Raw genomic sequence first — 14,807 nt, 5'->3', positions numbered from 1 at the left:
CGCGAAGCGACGCGACCGAAGGGAGCGCCCTTGACAGCCCGGCCCGACACGGAAGGACAGTGAGACTGACGGGAAACCCCCATACCCTCCCTGATTCGGGCCAGGTCGAGTCCCGCCACCCCCGACCCCGACCGACCGCCCCCTCAGCTCTCCGTGCGGTACATGAGGTCCACCTCGTGCGTCGTGAAGCCGAGGCCTTCGTAGACCGCCAGGGCCGCCGGGTTGTCGGCGTCGACGTAGAGCATCGCCGTGGGCAGGCCCGACGCGGCCAGGTGGTGGAGGCCGATCGCGGTCAGGGCCTTGCCGAGGCCGCCGCCCTGTGCGCCGGGGCGGACGCCGACCACGTAGACCTCGCCGAGCTGTTCCTCCGCGTGGACCTTCGTCCAGTGGAAGCCGATCAGCTCGCCCTCCCGCTCCGCCAGGAAGAAGCCCTTCGCGTCGAACCACGGCTGAGCCATGCGGTCGTCCAGGTCGCGCTGCGTGAGCGAGCCCTGCTCCGGGTGGTGGGCGAAGGCGGCGGCGTTGGCGGCGAGCCAGGCGGTGTCGTCCTCGCCGGGGACGAAGGTGCGCACGCTCACGCCGGGCGGGAGGGCGGCCTCGGGCAGGCCCGCCGCCCCGGGGCCCAGGGGGCGGCGCAGCTGACGCAGTTCGCGGAAGAGGGTCAGGCCCAGGACCTGCGCCAGGTGCCGGGCGGCGGACTTGCCGCCGTGCGCCCACACCCGGATCCGCTTGCCGGAGGCGTGCAGCAGGGCGGAGCCCAGGGCCCGGCCGTGGCCGCGCCCGCGCAGCGCGGGGTGCACGACGAGCTCGGCGGCGGGGGCCTCCACCGGGTCGGTGTCCTCCAGTTGCCCGTATCCGGCGAGCCGGCCGGCGTCGGTCAGGAGGAAGTGGCGGATCCCCTCGCGCGGGCCGCCGCGCAGCTGCAGGCGGCCCTGTTCGGAGACGGCGGTGGTGCCGTCGGTGCGGGCCGCTTCGTGGATGAGGTCCAGTACGGATGCGGCCTGTTCCTCCGTCAGCTCGTCGAGGATCTCGATGTGCCGTCCCGGCTCCAGGGCCGCTGCTGCGTCAGTCATGCTCTGAGCCTACGACCGCCGCCCGGGGTTGGGGCCTTCCGCAGGTCCGGGCCCCGTGGGTTCCTGGACGCGGACACGAGCGCGGCCGGAGTGCCGACGGCTGTGCGTAACCAGCTCGCAACCCGATACCCCCTGTCGTGCTACGCGCGTTGACCATAGGCTGCGGCGGACCTCCCAAGTTGTCTCGCTGTCCACAAAGGGGAATAAATGTCAGCGAAGCCACAACGGCACCGCACTGCCCGCCGGTTGACCCTGTCCGCCCTCGCCCTCACGGCCGGGGCCGGGGCGCTGGTCGCCGCCGCACTGCCGGCCGGTGCCGCGAGTGGCGGCGGTACGGCTCCGGGCCGCACCGTCGACGTACAGATGCTGTCGTTCAACGATTTCCACGGCACGCTGGAGCCCCCGCAGGGCTCCTCCGGCACCGTGACCGAACGTCAGGCAGACGGCACCACCAAGGCGATACCCGCGGGCGGGGCCGAGTACCTCGCGACCGCACTGCGCGATGCCCGCAAGGGCCACGAGTACTCCGTCACGGCCGCGGCCGGGGACATGATCGGCGGCAGCCCGATGCTGTCCGGTCTCTTCCACGACGAGCCGACCGTCGAAGCCCTCAACAAGATGAAGCTCGACGTGACGAGCGTGGGCAACCACGAGTTCGACGAGGGCAAGACCGAGCTGCGCCGCATGGCGTACGGCGGCTGCCACCCGGTCGACGGCTGCTTCGAGTACGGCAAGGAGTACACGGGCGCCCAGTTCCAGTACCTGGCCGCGAACGTCACGGACGAGAAGACCAAGCGTCCGCTGATGTCGCCGACCTTCATCTGGAAGAAGGGGGACGTGAAGATCGGCTTCATCGGCGTCACCCTGGAGGGCACCCCCGACGTCGTGACCGCCGACGGGGTCAAGGGCCTCAAGTTCGGCGACGAGGTCGAGACGATCAACAAGTACGCGGCCGAGCTGAACAAGCAGGGCGTGAAGTCGATCGTCGCGCTGATCCACGAGGGCGGTCTGCCCGCGAGCGGCGCGTACAACTACGACTGTGACGTCCCGGGCGCGGGCGCCGGCATCTCGGGTGCCATCGTCGACATCGCCAAGAACGTCGACCCGAAGGTCGACGCGCTGGTGACCGGCCACACGCACCAGGCGTACTCCTGCAACATCCCGGACCCGGCGGGCAACCCGCGCACGGTCACCTCGGCCGCCTCGTACGGCCGGCTGTTCACCGACACCACGCTGACCTACGACCGGCAGACCAAGGACATCGTCCGTACGCCGGTCAAGTCGCCGAAGCCGGTCAACAAGGTCGTCACCCGGGACCTGCCCAAGGCCCCGGACATGACCGAGCTGATCACCCGCTGGAACGCGCTGGCGGCCCCGGTCGCGAGCCGTCCGATGGGCTACATCTCCGCCGACATCGCGGGCCGCGGCTCCGAGGCGCCGGAGAAGCCGCTCGGTGACCTGATCGCCGACGCGCAGCTGGACGCCACGTCCCCGGCCGACCGGGGCGGCGCGCAGCTGGCCATCATGAACCCGGGCGGCATCCGTGCCGACCTGGCGTACAAGGCCGCGGGCGCCGAGGGTGACGGCGTGGTGACGTACGGCGAGTCGTACACGGTCCAGCCGTTCAACAACCTGATGAACGTGGTGGACCTGACGGGCGCGCAGCTGATCACCGCGCTCCAGCAGCAGGTCAGCGGTACGGTCAACGGCCCGAACCCGAAGATCCTTCAGGTGTCGAAGGGCTTCACGTACACCCTGGACATGACGAAGTCGGGCGCGGACCGGATCGTCGTGGACTCGGTGCGGCTGAACGGCGCGGCGATCGACCCCGCCAAGACCTACCGGGTCGCGATGAACGAGTTCCTCGCGGGCGGCGGTGACGGTTTCACCGTCCTGAAGGAGCACAAGAACAAGCTGGTCGGCATCCCCGACCTGGAGGCCTTCAACAACCTCCTGGGGAAGTCCTCGGCCGCGGCCCCGATCGCCCCGCCGGCGGCGGACCGGATCACGGTCGTCAAGTAACACCCGCGTACAGCACGCCCGGAGGGGCGGTGGGCCTTTCGGCCCGCCGCCCCTCCGGTGTTTCGCGGCGCGCCGGCCGCACCCGCCGGCCGCACCCGCCGGCTACAGCGTCGCGAGGAACTTGGCGACGGCCCCGTGGAAGCCCTCCGGGTCGGTGAAGGGCACGAAGTGGTCCCCGTCCAGGGGCGTGTACGAGGTTCCCGGACGCCGGGAGGCCATCGCGTCGGCCTGTGCCTGCGGGAGCGAGGTGCTGCGGACGCCGTGGACCAGTACGGCCGGGCACGCGCTCCCGAGCCAGGCGTCCCAGTGGTCGCCGCGGCAGGACTCGACGGAGTCGAGCATGTCCTGGGGGTGGAAGGGCAGCCGCCAGCCCCCGTCGGGGAGCGGGCGCAGCGCCTGGGCGACGAACTGGGAGCCGATCGGGCCGGCCGCGGCGAGGAGTTCCTCCCGGGTGGGGGCGGAGTACCGCATGCCCTTCAGGAAGTCCATCCACCCGCCGTCGGCGGGGTTGATCTCGACGGAGGCCTCGATGTCGACGAGCGCCGAGATCCGGTCGGGGTGGGCGGCGGCCAGGTGGACGGCGTTGAGCCCGCCGAGGGAGTAGCCGAGGAGGGCGACGGGGGCGTCGAGTCCGAGGTGGTCGAGGAGGGCGACGGCGTCGGCGACGTATCCGGCGCGGCTGTAGTCGGGGGCCCGGTCGGAGTCGCCGTGGCCGCGCTGGTCGGGGGCGATGACCCGCCACGCGTCGCCCAGGGTCTCGGCGAGGCCGGCGAAGGCGAGGCCCTCGGACATGCCCCCGTGCAGGGCGAGCAGCGGGCGGCCCGGGCCGCCGAAGTCCAGGTACGACAGCGTGCGGTCGTCGATCGTCAGCGTGTGGCGCATGGTTCCGCTCTCCCCTGTGTGTCCTGCGTGCGTTTCCCGTGGTGACGGGATCAACCCTGCCAGGACTTGGGCAAGTGCGCAATACGCTTGTCTTGGGCGAGCGCCCAAAAATCTGGCGCGGATACGATCCCGGCATGGGAAATCGCGAGGACCTGCTGGCCGGAGCGCGCCGCTGCCTGGAGGAGAAGGGGTACGCGCGCACGACCGTGCGCGACATCGCCTCGGCGGCGCACGTGAGCATGGCCGCGATCGGCTACCACTTCGGATCGCGCGAGGCCCTGCTCAACCAGGCGCTGTTCGCGGCCCTCGACGAGTGGGCCGCCGGATCGGGCCGGCTCGCCGGGCAGGGCGCGACCCCCGAGGAGCGCTACGCCGACACCTGGGACCGCAAGAGCCGCGACTTCCTCGACATGCGCTGGCTCTGGCTCGCGAACATCGAGGCCTTCGTGCACGCCCAGTCCTCGCCCGAGCTGCTCGCCGTGCTGGCCGAGGGGCAGCGCCGGTCCCGGCGCATGGTCGCCGCGCAACTGGCCGGGGTGTCCGAGGAGGAGGTCGCGCAGGAGGACGTACGGGCCCTCGGGTCGGTGCACATCGCGCTGCTCAGCGGGGTGATGGTGCAGGCCCTGACCGATCCGGAGCAGGCGCCGACCGGGCGGGAACTCGTCCGCGGGCTGCGCCGGATGGTGGAGCTGCTCGAGGAATCAGTGTCTACCGACGGGTAGTGAAGGCCGGTCCGCGCACGCCATAATCCCGTCCCGGCAAGGACAACGGAGCGGCGAAGGGGCGGGCATGGCACTGCACAGGCGTGCGTTTCTGACCGGAGCGACGGCGGTGGGCGCCGCGGCACTCACCGGACTCGGGGCGGCGGCTCCCGCCTCCGCGAGAACCCTCGGTACCCAGGACTGGATGGCCGGCCTCGCCGACTCCACTCCGCTCCAGCGGATGACCATCCCCGGCACCCACGACTCGGGCGCCACCAAGGGCGGGCTCTACGTCGCCTGCCAGAACACCTCGATCGCCCAGCAGCTGGACTCCGGGATCCGGTTCCTGGACGTCCGCTGCCGGGTGACGGGCGGCTCCTTCGCCATCCACCACGCGGCCTTCTTCCAGGACCTGATGTTCGGGGACGTCCTGGTCGCCTGCTGGAACTTCCTCGCCGCGCACCCCTCCGAGACCGTCCTGATGCGCGTCAAGCAGGAGTACTCGGAGGAGAGCGACGCCACCTTCCGCGCCGTGTTCGACGACTACCTCGACCACCGCGGCTGGCGCCCGCTCTTCCGCATCGCCGACGCCCTGCCCGCATCGCTGGGCCAGGCCCGCGGCAAGGTGGTGCTCCTCGCCGACAACGGCGGCCTGCCCGGCCTGCGCTACGCCGACGGCAACGTCTTCGACGTCCAGGACGACTACAACACCGAGCCCTTCGCCAAGCGCGGCCGGATCGAGAACCAGTTCCGCAAGGCCGTCCAGCAGCCCGGGAAGCTGTTCGTGAACTACGTCAGCACCGCCGCCTACATGCCCCCGCGCTGGAACTCCGACCGGCTCAACCCGCAGGTCCACTCCTTCGTCGACGGCGGCGAACTGGCCGGCCGCACCGGCCTCGGCATCGTCCCGATGGACTTCCCCAATACCCGCTCCGGCCTGGTCGAATCACTGATCCGGCACAACTGACGCCGTCGACGGCGGCGGCGTCGGGGCGCCCGGCAGGCGCAGCACCGCCTCCGTGCCCCGGCCCCCGTCGGCCGCGGCGCGCAGCACGGCGGTGCCGCCCGCCCGCTGGACCGTACGGGCCACGATGGACAGGCCCAGCCCGCTGCCGGGCAGCGCGCGGGCCGACGGGGAGCGCCAGAACCGCTCGAAGACGTACGGGAGGTCCTCGGCCGGGATGCCCGGTCCGTGGTCGCGCACCGTCAGCTCGCCCGCGCGCAGGGAGACCTCGACGGCCGCGCCCGGCGGGCTGAACTTCACGGCGTTGTCGAGGACGTTGACCACGGCCCGCTCCAGCGCCGCCGCCTCGCCCCGTACGTACCAGGGCTCCAGCTCGGAGGTGAAGACCAGCTCGGGGCCGCGCAGCCGGACCCGGGACAGTGCGGCGGCGGCGGTCTCGTGCAGGGCCACCACCCCGAGCGGGGCGTGCGGGGCCGCGTCCGGGCGGGAGAGCTCCTGGAGGTCCCCGATCAGCGCGGCCAGCTCCGTCATCTGCGCCTTCACGGAGGCCAGCAGCTCGCGGCGGTCCTCCGGCGGGATGGCCCGGCCGGTCTCCTCGCTGCGGGCGAGCAGCTCGATGTTGGTGCGCAGGGAGGTCAGCGGGGTCCGCAGCTCGTGGCCGGCGTCGGCGATCAGCTGGGCCTGGCGTTCCTGGGAGGAGGCCAGGGCCGCCGTCATGGAGTTGAAGGAGCGGGACAGGCGGGCGATCTCGTCGTCCCCCTCGTCGGGGATCCGTACGGTCAGGTCCTCGGTCCGGGCGATGTGCTCGACGGCGCCGGTCAGTTCGTCCACCGGCCGAAGCCCCGTTCGGGCCACCCACAGCCCGGCCGCCCCGGCGCCGACCACTCCGACGCCGCTGACCAGCAGCAGCACCCAGGCCAGCGTGGACAGGGGCTTCTCCACGTCGCCCAGCGGCTTGGCGATGGAGACGCCGAAGGCGGGCCCGGCCGGGTTGGCCTGGAGGGTGTAGACGCGCATGTCGACGCCGTCGGGGGTGGTCACGTCGTGCAGGACGGGCTTGGCCTCCACGTCCGCCGCCACCTGCCGGTCGGTGCCGGTCACGGGCAGGTCGGGCTGCCCGCCCACCCAGCAGCGGGTGCCGTCGGACAGGACGATCTGCACGGTCGCGTTCAGGTTCCCGGCGATCTGCTGCGTGGGCTTGGGCGGCTGGACGACGCAGCCCTCCCGCAGGGTCCGCGCCACCTGCGCGCTGACGTTCGTCGACATCAGGGAGCGGTCGAGCTGGTCGCGCAGTTGGGTGCGCACCATCACCCAGGCGACGGCGGCGACGGCCGCCACCGCCACCGCCACGGCGACCGCCACCAGCAGCGCGAGCCGCGAGCGCAGCGGCAGCGCGCGGAATCTGGCGGCCGGGCTCACTCGGGGCCGCCCTCGCCGGCGCGCAGGACGTAGCCGACCCCGCGCACGGTGTGGACGAGGCGGGGCTCGCCACCGGCCTCGGTCTTGCGGCGCAGGTACATCACGTACACGTCCAGGGAGTTGGAGCTGGGCTCGAAGTCGAAGCCCCACACGGTCTTGAGGATCTGCTCGCGGGTCAGGACCTGGCGCGGGTGCGCGAGGAACATCTCCAGCAGGGTGAACTCGGTCCGGGTCAGTTCGACGGCGCGGTGGCCCCGGGTGACCTCGCGGGTGGTGAGGTCCATGCGCAGGTCGCCGAAGGACAGGACGTCGGCGGGGCTCTCCGGGGCGGCGGAGGGGGCGGCGTAGGAGCTGCGGCGCAGCAGGGCGCGGACGCGGGCGAAGAGCTCGTCCAGCTCGAAGGGCTTGACGAGGTAGTCGTCGGCGCCCGCGTCGAGGCCGGTGACGCGGTCGCCGACGGTGTCGCGGGCGGTCAGCATCAGGATCGGGGTGACGCTGCCGGACGCGCGCAGCCGGCGGGCCGCGGTCAGGCCGTCCATCCGGGGCATCTGGATGTCCAGGACGATCAGGTCCGGGGCGTACGTGGCCGCCTGGTCGAGGGCGTCGAGCCCGTCGACCGCCGTCCGGGTCCCGTAGCCCTCGAAGGCGAGGCTGCGGCGCAGGGCCTCACGGACGGCCGGCTCGTCGTCGACGACGAGGATGCGCTGCGGTTCGCCTTCGGCGGCGTTCATCGGCGGGTCCCCTGGGTGGTGGTCGTGGTGGTCGTGGCGGTGCCCGCGGCCCGGGCGGTGGCCCGGGCCGCGGGCGGCGGACGCGCGGGATCCGTCCCGCGGAGGTCTGCCCCCAGCGTCGCACGGGAGCGCCGCGGCCCGGTGCGGCTGCGCCCGGGGGCGGGTGCCGTACCGGGCGCGGGGCCGGTGGCGGGGGCGGTGGCGGGGGCGGAGCCCGTCAGAACCAGGAGGTGCCGGAGCGCCCGCTGCCCGAGCCGTCGGAGCCGTTGCCGGAGTTGCCGGAGCCGCCCGTGCCGCCCTTGCGGAGGCCGTCGAGGTCGGCCTTGATCGTGTTGACCGGGATGGCGAAGCCGAGGCCGACGCTGCCCGCGGAGGAGCTGTCGGCGGAGGGGGAGTAGATCGCGGAGGGCATGCCCACGATCTCGCCGTTCAGGTTGACGAGGGCGCCGCCGGAGTTACCCGGGTTGAGGGAGGCGTCCGTCTGGATGGCCTTGTACGAGGTGGTGTTCGCGCCGGTGTCCCCGTTGAACTGCTGCCCGTCGTAGGAGAACGGCCAGCCGCCGCCCTGCCCGCCCTGGCCGCGCTGCGGGGACTGCTGCTGCTCCGACTTCGGTACGTTCACGTCCCGGTCCAGGGCCGAGACGATGCCGCTGGTCACGGTGCCGGTGAGGCGGTCGGGGGAGCCGATGGCCACGACCTGGTCGCCGACGCGCAGCTGGTCGGAGTTGCCGAGCTTGGCGGGCTTGAGGCCGCTCGCACCCTGGAGCTTGATCAGCGCCAGGTCCTTGTCCGGGTCGGTGCCGACGGTCTTGGCGGCGTACTTCTTGCCGTCGCTCATCGTCACCTGGATCTCGGAGGCGCCGCTGACGACGTGGTTGTTGGTGACGATCTCGCCGTCGGCGGTGATCACGATGCCGGAGCCGGTGCCCTGGCCCGAGCCGGTGCGGGTGTCGATCCGCACCACGGAGGGGCTGACCTGCTCGGCGACGCCCGAGACGGTGCCGTTGCTGGACTGGGAGACGTTGGTGCCGCTGAAGCCTCCGCCGGAGGAGCCGTTCTGGGCGAGGAACTGCTGGACGGCGGCGGCCGTCCCGCCGCCGACCACGGCCGCCGCGAGGGCGACGGCGGCGAGCAGCGCGACGGGGCGCTTGGCGCGGGCCGCGTGGGCGGGGGCGCTGGGAGCGGCCGGGGCGGCGGAGCCCCAGGCGGCCCAGCCGTTGCCCCCGTGGCCGCCGTTGCCCCCGTGGCCGTCGCCGCCGGCCGGGACGGTCTCGCCCTGGATCACGGGGGGCTGGTGCGCCTCGTGCCAGCCGGGCGCCGGTACCGGCGCGGCCGGCGGGTACGCGGGCGGCGGCGGGTACGCCCCGGCCCCGGTGTCCTGTGCCAACCGGTCGCGGCCGCGCTGCCAGTCCTCGCCGAAGGGCGGGTTCTGGGCCGGCCGGTTCTCCTGCGGGTACTCGCCTTCGCGGCGGAAGCTGTCGGTCATGTCTCCGACTGTCCCGCCGGATCATGAGAGCTTCCTGAGTCCCGGCTGAGAAGCCCGACAGAACCGTGTATGCCCGATATAAGGAGGCGGGCCCCGGCGCGACCGGCCGGGTGCCCGCCGCGGTCAGCGACAGCCGCAGGAGCGGCGGACGACCAGGGCCGAGGGGAACTGCTTGAGGCGCTCGCGGCGGGAGCCCGCCACGCGCAGGGCGTCGTCCAGGACGAGGTCCACCGCCGCGCGGGCCATCGCCGGGCGGTCCGAGGCGATCGTGGTCAGCGGCGGGTCCGTCAGCGCCGCCTCCTTGACGTCGTCGAAGCCGGCCACGGCCAGCTGCTCGGGGACGTCGATGCGCAGCTCGCGGGCGGCCCGGAGCACGCCGATGGCCTGGTCGTCCGTGGCGCAGAAGATCGCGGTCGGCCGGTCGGGCCGGGCCAGGACCTCCAGGGCGACCGTGTAGGCGTCGTAGCGGTTGTACGGGGCCTCGATGAGCCGGCCCTCCACCGAACGGCCCGCTTCGAGCATGGCCCGGCGCCAGCCCTCGACGTGGTCGGCGACCGGGTCGCCGACGGACGGGGTGTTCTCGACCCCGCCGATGCAGGCGACGTACTCGTGCCCGTGTTCCAGCAGGTGCCGGGTGGCGAGCTGGGCCCCGCCGATGTCGTCCGTGACCACCGCGACGTCGTCGATCGCCTCGGGCCGCTCGTGCAGCAGCACGATGCGGGCGTCCCACGCCTCGATCTCCGAGGCGGCGCGCTCGCTCATGCCCTGGCTGACCAGGATCAGGCCCGACACCCGCATGCCGAGGAAGGCCCGCAGGTAGTGGACCTCGCGCTCGTCGCGGTAGTCGGAGTTCCCGACCAGGACCATCTTCCCGCGCTCGGCGGCGGCCTGCTCGACCGCGTGCGCCATCTCCGCGAAGAACGGCTGGCGGGCGTCCGGGACGATCATGCCTATGAGGTCGGTACGCCGTGACGCCATCGCCTGTGCGACCCGGTCCGGGCGGTAGCCCAGGTCCTTGATCGCGGCGAGGACACGCTCGCGCGTGGCCGGGGCAACCGGCCGGGGTCCGTTGTTGATGACGTAGCTCACGACGGCGGTAGACGTACCCGCAAGTCGTGCAACGTCATCCCGCGTCACCTTGGCCACGCGCGGCAGTCTACGCGGGGTGACCTACCTCTGGGCAGGGCGTCCTGCCGAGTGGATGGTCACAGGGGATTCCGCCGTCCGGGAGGCCGTCGCGGCCCGGTCGCCGCCCGGCGACGGGGCCGACGCCGCCTCCTTCGCCGCCTGCTGCGCCGCCGCCTGCTTCGCCGCTGCCCGCTCGGCCGCCTCCGCCGCCGCCCGTTCCACCTTCTCCGGCGTGACGAAGCGGTAGCCGACGTTGCGGACCGTGCCGATCAGCGACTCGTGCTCGGGGCCGAGCTTCGCGCGCAGCCGCCGTACGTGCACGTCGACCGTCCGGGTCCCGCCGAAGTAGTCGTAGCCCCACACCTCCTGGAGGAGCTGGGCCCGGGTGAAGACCCGGCCCGGGTGCTGGGCGAGGTACTTCAGCAGCTCGAACTCCTTGAAGGTCAGGTCCAGGACCCGGCCCTTCAGCTTCGCGCTGTACGTCGCCTCGTCGACCGACAGGTCGCCGTTGCGGATCTCCATCGGGGAGTCGTCCGAGCCCAGCTGCTGGCGGCCGGTGGCCAGCCGCAGCCGCGCCTCGACCTCGGCCGGTCCGGCGGTGTCGAGCAGGACGTCGTCGATGCCCCAGTCGGCGGTGACGGCCGCGAGGCCGCCCTCGGTCACGACGAGGATCAGGGGGCAGCCCGGTCCGGTGGACCTCAGCAGCTGGCACAGCGACCGCACCTGCGGCAGGTCGCGGCGGCCGTCCACGAGGATCACGTCGGCGCCCGGGGTGTCCACCAGGGCCGGACCCTCGGCCGGGGCGACCCGGACGTTGTGCAGCAGCAGGCCGAGTGCGGGCAGCACCTCGGTCGACGGCTGGAGGGCATTGGTCAGCAGCAGGAGAGAACTCATGCCCGACCACCTGCCCGCGTCGGGTGGTCGTGCACGTGCGGGTGCACGGTTCGCTGGTCCATCACGTCGGTTCCTCCTCGGTCCCGTCGAGGACGTGCGTGGTACTGCTTCGTATTCGTACGACTGGCCTGGCGTCCGGCCCGGCCCCCGCGCCCTGGGGTCCGGATGGATACCACTGTTCTCGGTTCGTTCAACGCGCTGAAAGCACAAAAGGACCCGGGGGCTACGTTGCCCGGATCCTCTACGCCGCCAGAATAGCCCACCCTCCCTTGCGGGGCCGAGGGCTGCCGTGCACCGCATTCTGTGGTTCCTGCCACGCCTTCCCCCTGCGTATGCCCTGGTTTCACCGGATCGGTGGACCCCCGGAGGGATCCCCGGGCGCACACGGGGCGCGCTGGCGCACGCCGGGGTGGTGACCCGGAGGGGTCATCATGGAGGCCGACGGTAGAGAGCCGACGGAGCCGACCACGATAGGAGCTGCAGTGGCAACCGGAACCATCCGCTACTGGGCGGCGGCGAAAGCCGCAGCCAAGACGGCGGAGGAGCCGTACTCGGCGCGCACCCTGGCCGAGGCGCTCGACGCAGTGCGGGAACGCCATCCCGGGGAGCTGACCCGGGTGCTCCTGCGCTGCTCCTTCCTCGTGAACGACGAGCCGGTGGGCAAGCGCCCGCACGATGCCGTCCTGCTGACCGAGGGGGGCACCGTAGAGGTGCTCCCGCCGTTCGCGGGCGGGTGAGCGGAGACCATGAGCACTCCCGAAGAACAGCAGCGGGCCGCGCAGGAGGACCCGTACGGGACCCAGACCTGGCAGTCCGTCACCTGGGACACCAGCTACCAGCCGGTCCAGCAGCCTGTGCCGCAGCCGGTCCAGCAGCCGGTCCAGCAGCCGGTCCAGCAGCCGGTCCAGCAGCCTGTGCAGCCGCCGCTGGGCTCCGTGCCCGGGCAGCCGGTGGCGCCCGAGGGCTGGTTCCGCGACGAGGCCCCGGCCGCGCCGCAGGCCGCCCCACAGGGCCCGCCCGCGCAGCAGCAGCAGTGGGCCGCTCCGTCCGGCGCCGTACCGTGGCCGGACGCCACGGGGGCCGGCGCGGGTGCCGGTGGCGGTGCCGCCGAGCAGACCGCCTACCTGCCGCCGGTGCAGCAGCAGCCCCAGCAGTTCCAGCAGCCGCAGCAGCCTCAGCAGTTCCAGCAGCCCCAGGGGCAGCCGCAGCAGGTGGCGCCCGAGGGCTGGTTCCGCGACGAGGCCCCGCAGGCCCAGGCCCCGCAGGCCCAGGCCCACGGCCGGCACGCCGCGCCGGACCGGCGGCGGGCCGAGCCGTGGCAGCAGCAGGCTCCGGCGCCCGACGCCGCCGCCGAGACGGCGTACCTCCCGCCGGTACGGGAGCCCGCCGCCGCGCCCTGGCCGGCTGGTCCGGGGGCGGACGCCGCCGCCGAGACGGCGTACCTGCCGCCCGTGCGGGAGCCCGCCGCGCCGCGGGCGCCGTGGACCGGAGGTCTGGGCGGTCCGGGCGGTCCGGGCGGTCCGGGCGTCGGGGCCGACGCCGCCGCCGAGACGGCCTACCTGCCGCCCGTGCGGGACTCCGCCGCCGAGCAGACCGCGTACCTGCCCCCCGTCCGGGACCGGGCGCCGCAGCCGCAGCCGCAGGCCTGGGACACCGAGCGGACGGCGTACCTGCCGCCCCAGCAGCCCGCCCCCGACGCGGCGGCCGAGCGGACGGCGTACCTGCCGCCCGTGCCCGCCGCCGCCGCGCCCCCGCAGGCCCCCGCTCCCGCCCCCGCGTCCGGGCCCGGCGGCCCCGGCGCCGAGTACTCCCCGCCCACCCTCGGCGGGAACACCCTGCGCGCCGTCGACCCGGCCCAGGCCCGCGCAGAGGGCCGGTCGCCGATCATCGACCCCGGTCCGCAGTCGGCCGTACTGACCGCCGCCCTCGGCCTGCTGCTGGCCGGTGCCGCCTGGCTGGGCCCGTACGCCCTGCTCCTGCCGCTGATCGCCCTCCAGGGCCTCACCGCGGCCGGCTGGTTCCGCCTCAACGGCATGTGGCCGGCCCGCCAGGGCATCGCCCTCGCCTTCGCCGGGGCCGTGGTCGCGGACGGCGCGGTGCTCGCGGTGGACGAGCCGTACGGCCCCGGCGCGATCATCGGCACCCTCGGGGCCTGGGTGCTGCTCACGCTGGTGCTCCAGCTGCGCAGCCACGCGGACCCCGACGAGCGGATGTACGGGCTGATGGCCTCGGTGGCCTCCGCCGCCCTGGCCATCGTGTGCGCCGGCTTCCTGGCCTCCGAGGGGGAGGCGGTGAGCGTCGGCGCCGCCGCCGTAGCCGTCGCCGTGTTCGCTCGGGCCCTGCCGCTGCCGACCGCGCCCTCCGTCGGCGTCTCGCTGGCCGCCGCGGCCGGTGCGGGCATCGCGGTGGGCGGACTGACCGGCATCGGGGCGGGCGGGGCGCTGCTCGGCCTGGCCGCCGGGGTCTGCGCGCTGGTGGGTCTGCGCGTGGCCGCGTACGACTACCCGTCGAAGTTCGTCCACATGACGGCCGGTGTCGCGCTGCCGCTGGCGGTGGCCGCGCCCGCCGTCTACCTGCTGGGCCGGGTGGTGGGCTGACGGGGTTCCGACGGCGGACCATGGTCCACTAGAACGCACGTACCGATAAGTAGGGGGAGGGTCCGTTGCGTTTCCTGCGCTTCGTACTGATCGTCGGAGTGGTTCTGGGGGCCCTGTTCGTGGGCGCGGACCGCTGGGCGGTCGGCTATGCCGAGAACCGGCTCGCCGACCGCCTCCAGGCCCGCCAGGGGCTCGCGGGGAGCGTGGAGGTGAACATCCACGGCTTCCCGTTCCTGACCCAGGCGCTCAGCCACGACCTGGAGCGGGTGGACCTGAAGCTGAAGGGCGTCGACGCCGCCGCCGACGGCCGCAAGACGCGGCTGACGGAGCTCGACGCCAGCTTCCGCGAGGTGAAGCTGAACGACGGCTACAGCGGCGGTACCGCCAAGCGGGCGGAGGGCACCGCGCTGATCTCCTACCCGGACCTCACCGAGGCCTCCCAGAGCGGGGTGAACCTCACCTACGGCGGCGCGCCGGGCAAGGTGAAGGTGACCGCGACGGTGGATTTCCTCGGTCAGCGCCTGACCCGTGACGTGGTGTCGACCGTCTCCCTGGTGGATGCGAAGGACGGGAAGAACGGGAAGGTCGTCCGGGTGCGCGCGGAGTCCGTGCCGGGCGAGGGGATACCCGGCATCGAGAGCGTGATCCGCAAGCGGACCGACTTCGACCGCCGCATCGACGGGAACCTGCCGGCCGGGCTCGCGCTCACCGGGCTGACCTCGGACGCGCAGGGCGTGCACATCACGCTGAGCGGCACGGACGTGGTGCTGGCCGGATAGTGAGACGACGCGGTCCGACCTGCAGAAGGACGGGCCGAACGAAGAGCCCCGGAGGCCGCGAGGCGGCCGTCCGGGGCTTTCTCATCCCGCGATGCGGACGATCCTGTCTCGAAATATGACACGCCGGTGAC

The 14,807-nt window shown here is 73.4% G+C and carries 13 protein-coding genes; 6 read left to right on the top strand and 7 right to left on the bottom strand.

The features are described 5' to 3' along the window. Positions 1 to 143 precede the first annotated feature (143 nt). Complete coding sequence (gene mshD / locus ABZW32_RS08550) at positions 144 to 1,073, bottom strand: mycothiol synthase (RefSeq protein ID WP_356213007.1); 930 nt, start codon at positions 1,071 to 1,073, stop codon at positions 144 to 146. Between the two features lie 207 nt (positions 1,074 to 1,280). On the opposite strand from mshD, the gene ABZW32_RS08545 reads away from it, so the two are divergent. Then, positions 1,281 to 3,095: a bifunctional metallophosphatase/5'-nucleotidase gene (locus tag ABZW32_RS08545; protein ID WP_356213005.1), complete on the top strand. Its 1,815-nt coding sequence runs from the start codon at positions 1,281 to 1,283 to the stop codon at positions 3,093 to 3,095. A 102-nt stretch (positions 3,096 to 3,197) separates the two neighbouring features. Here ABZW32_RS08545 and ABZW32_RS08540 read toward each other — a convergent pair whose 3' ends face one another. Continuing rightward, positions 3,198 to 3,977, bottom strand: a complete 780-nt coding sequence (locus tag ABZW32_RS08540) for an alpha/beta hydrolase (protein ID WP_356213002.1) — start codon at positions 3,975 to 3,977, stop codon at positions 3,198 to 3,200. Positions 3,978 to 4,111: 134 nt separating this feature from the next. Between ABZW32_RS08540 and ABZW32_RS08535 the strand changes: the two genes are divergently transcribed. Then, positions 4,112 to 4,699 carry a helix-turn-helix domain-containing protein gene (locus ABZW32_RS08535; protein WP_356212999.1) on the top strand — a complete coding sequence of 196 codons (588 nt, stop codon included), beginning with the start codon at positions 4,112 to 4,114 and terminating at the stop codon, positions 4,697 to 4,699. Positions 4,700 to 4,766: 67 nt separating this feature from the next. After that, positions 4,767 to 5,645: a phosphatidylinositol-specific phospholipase C gene (locus tag ABZW32_RS08530; protein ID WP_356212996.1), complete on the top strand. Its 879-nt coding sequence runs from the start codon at positions 4,767 to 4,769 to the stop codon at positions 5,643 to 5,645. On the opposite strand, the gene ABZW32_RS08525 is transcribed toward ABZW32_RS08530, so the two are convergent. The 5 genes from ABZW32_RS08525 to ABZW32_RS08505 all read right to left on the bottom strand — a co-directional run bounded on the left by ABZW32_RS08525 (position 5,625) and on the right by ABZW32_RS08505 (position 11,300). Beyond that, entirely contained in the window at positions 5,625 to 7,061 is a 1,437-nt protein-coding gene (locus ABZW32_RS08525; RefSeq protein ID WP_356212993.1) for a HAMP domain-containing sensor histidine kinase, read from the bottom strand. The two genes, ABZW32_RS08530 and ABZW32_RS08525, sit on opposite strands and share 21 nt — an antisense overlap. Continuing rightward, a complete protein-coding gene (locus ABZW32_RS08520) occupies positions 7,058 to 7,792 on the bottom strand; it encodes a response regulator transcription factor (RefSeq protein ID WP_356212991.1) in 735 nt (244 codons plus the stop codon). The genes ABZW32_RS08525 and ABZW32_RS08520 overlap by 4 nt, the downstream gene beginning before the upstream one ends. A gap of 217 nt (positions 7,793 to 8,009) precedes the next feature. Further along, positions 8,010 to 9,278, bottom strand: coding sequence for a trypsin-like peptidase domain-containing protein (locus ABZW32_RS08515; RefSeq protein ID WP_356212989.1), 1,269 nt, complete (start codon positions 9,276 to 9,278; stop codon positions 8,010 to 8,012). Positions 9,279 to 9,401: 123 nt separating this feature from the next. Further along, positions 9,402 to 10,424 (bottom strand): LacI family DNA-binding transcriptional regulator, encoded by a 1,023-nt coding sequence (locus ABZW32_RS08510; RefSeq protein WP_356212986.1) that lies wholly within the window; start codon positions 10,422 to 10,424, stop codon positions 9,402 to 9,404. Positions 10,425 to 10,448: 24 nt separating this feature from the next. Beyond that, complete coding sequence (locus ABZW32_RS08505) at positions 10,449 to 11,300, bottom strand: response regulator transcription factor (RefSeq protein ID WP_356212984.1); 852 nt, start codon at positions 11,298 to 11,300, stop codon at positions 10,449 to 10,451. A 482-nt stretch (positions 11,301 to 11,782) separates the two neighbouring features. Here ABZW32_RS08505 and ABZW32_RS08500 point away from each other — a divergent pair, with 482 nt between their 5' ends. The 3 genes from ABZW32_RS08500 (at position 11,783) to ABZW32_RS08490 (ending at position 14,676) form a co-directional block, all read left to right on the top strand. After that, positions 11,783 to 12,037: a MoaD/ThiS family protein gene (locus ABZW32_RS08500; RefSeq protein WP_030718384.1), complete on the top strand. Its 255-nt coding sequence runs from the start codon at positions 11,783 to 11,785 to the stop codon at positions 12,035 to 12,037. A 396-nt stretch (positions 12,038 to 12,433) separates the two neighbouring features. Beyond that, positions 12,434 to 13,897: a hypothetical protein gene (locus tag ABZW32_RS08495; RefSeq protein ID WP_356213049.1), complete on the top strand. Its 1,464-nt coding sequence runs from the start codon at positions 12,434 to 12,436 to the stop codon at positions 13,895 to 13,897. 65 nt (positions 13,898 to 13,962) lie between these two features. Further along, complete coding sequence (locus ABZW32_RS08490) at positions 13,963 to 14,676, top strand: DUF2993 domain-containing protein (RefSeq protein ID WP_356212981.1); 714 nt, start codon at positions 13,963 to 13,965, stop codon at positions 14,674 to 14,676. The last annotated feature ends 131 nt before the right edge of the window (positions 14,677 to 14,807 follow it).

The sequence above is a fragment of the Streptomyces sp. NPDC004667 genome (assembly GCF_040609475.1).
Taxonomy (GTDB): Bacteria; Actinomycetota; Actinomycetes; order Streptomycetales; family Streptomycetaceae; genus Streptomyces.
This window is presented reverse-complemented; position numbering and strand designations above follow the sequence as displayed.

What these genes read in the sequence shown, in the direction of transcription:
- ABZW32_RS08515 (WP_356212989.1), bottom strand. Translation starts at nt 9,278, where the DNA reads ATGACCGACAGCTTCCGCCGCGAAGGCGAGTACCCGCAGGAGAACCGG.
- ABZW32_RS08530 (WP_356212996.1), top strand. Translation starts at nt 4,767, where the DNA reads ATGGCACTGCACAGGCGTGCGTTTCTGACCGGAGCGACGGCGGTGGGC.
- ABZW32_RS08520 (WP_356212991.1), bottom strand. Translation starts at nt 7,792, where the DNA reads ATGAACGCCGCCGAAGGCGAACCGCAGCGCATCCTCGTCGTCGACGAC.
- mshD (WP_356213007.1), bottom strand. Translation starts at nt 1,073, where the DNA reads ATGACTGACGCAGCAGCGGCCCTGGAGCCGGGACGGCACATCGAGATC.
- ABZW32_RS08505 (WP_356212984.1), bottom strand. Translation starts at nt 11,300, where the DNA reads ATGAGTTCTCTCCTGCTGCTGACCAATGCCCTCCAGCCGTCGACCGAG.
- ABZW32_RS08535 (WP_356212999.1), top strand. Translation starts at nt 4,112, where the DNA reads ATGGGAAATCGCGAGGACCTGCTGGCCGGAGCGCGCCGCTGCCTGGAG.
- ABZW32_RS08545 (WP_356213005.1), top strand. Translation starts at nt 1,281, where the DNA reads ATGTCAGCGAAGCCACAACGGCACCGCACTGCCCGCCGGTTGACCCTG.
- ABZW32_RS08540 (WP_356213002.1), bottom strand. Translation starts at nt 3,977, where the DNA reads ATGCGCCACACGCTGACGATCGACGACCGCACGCTGTCGTACCTGGAC.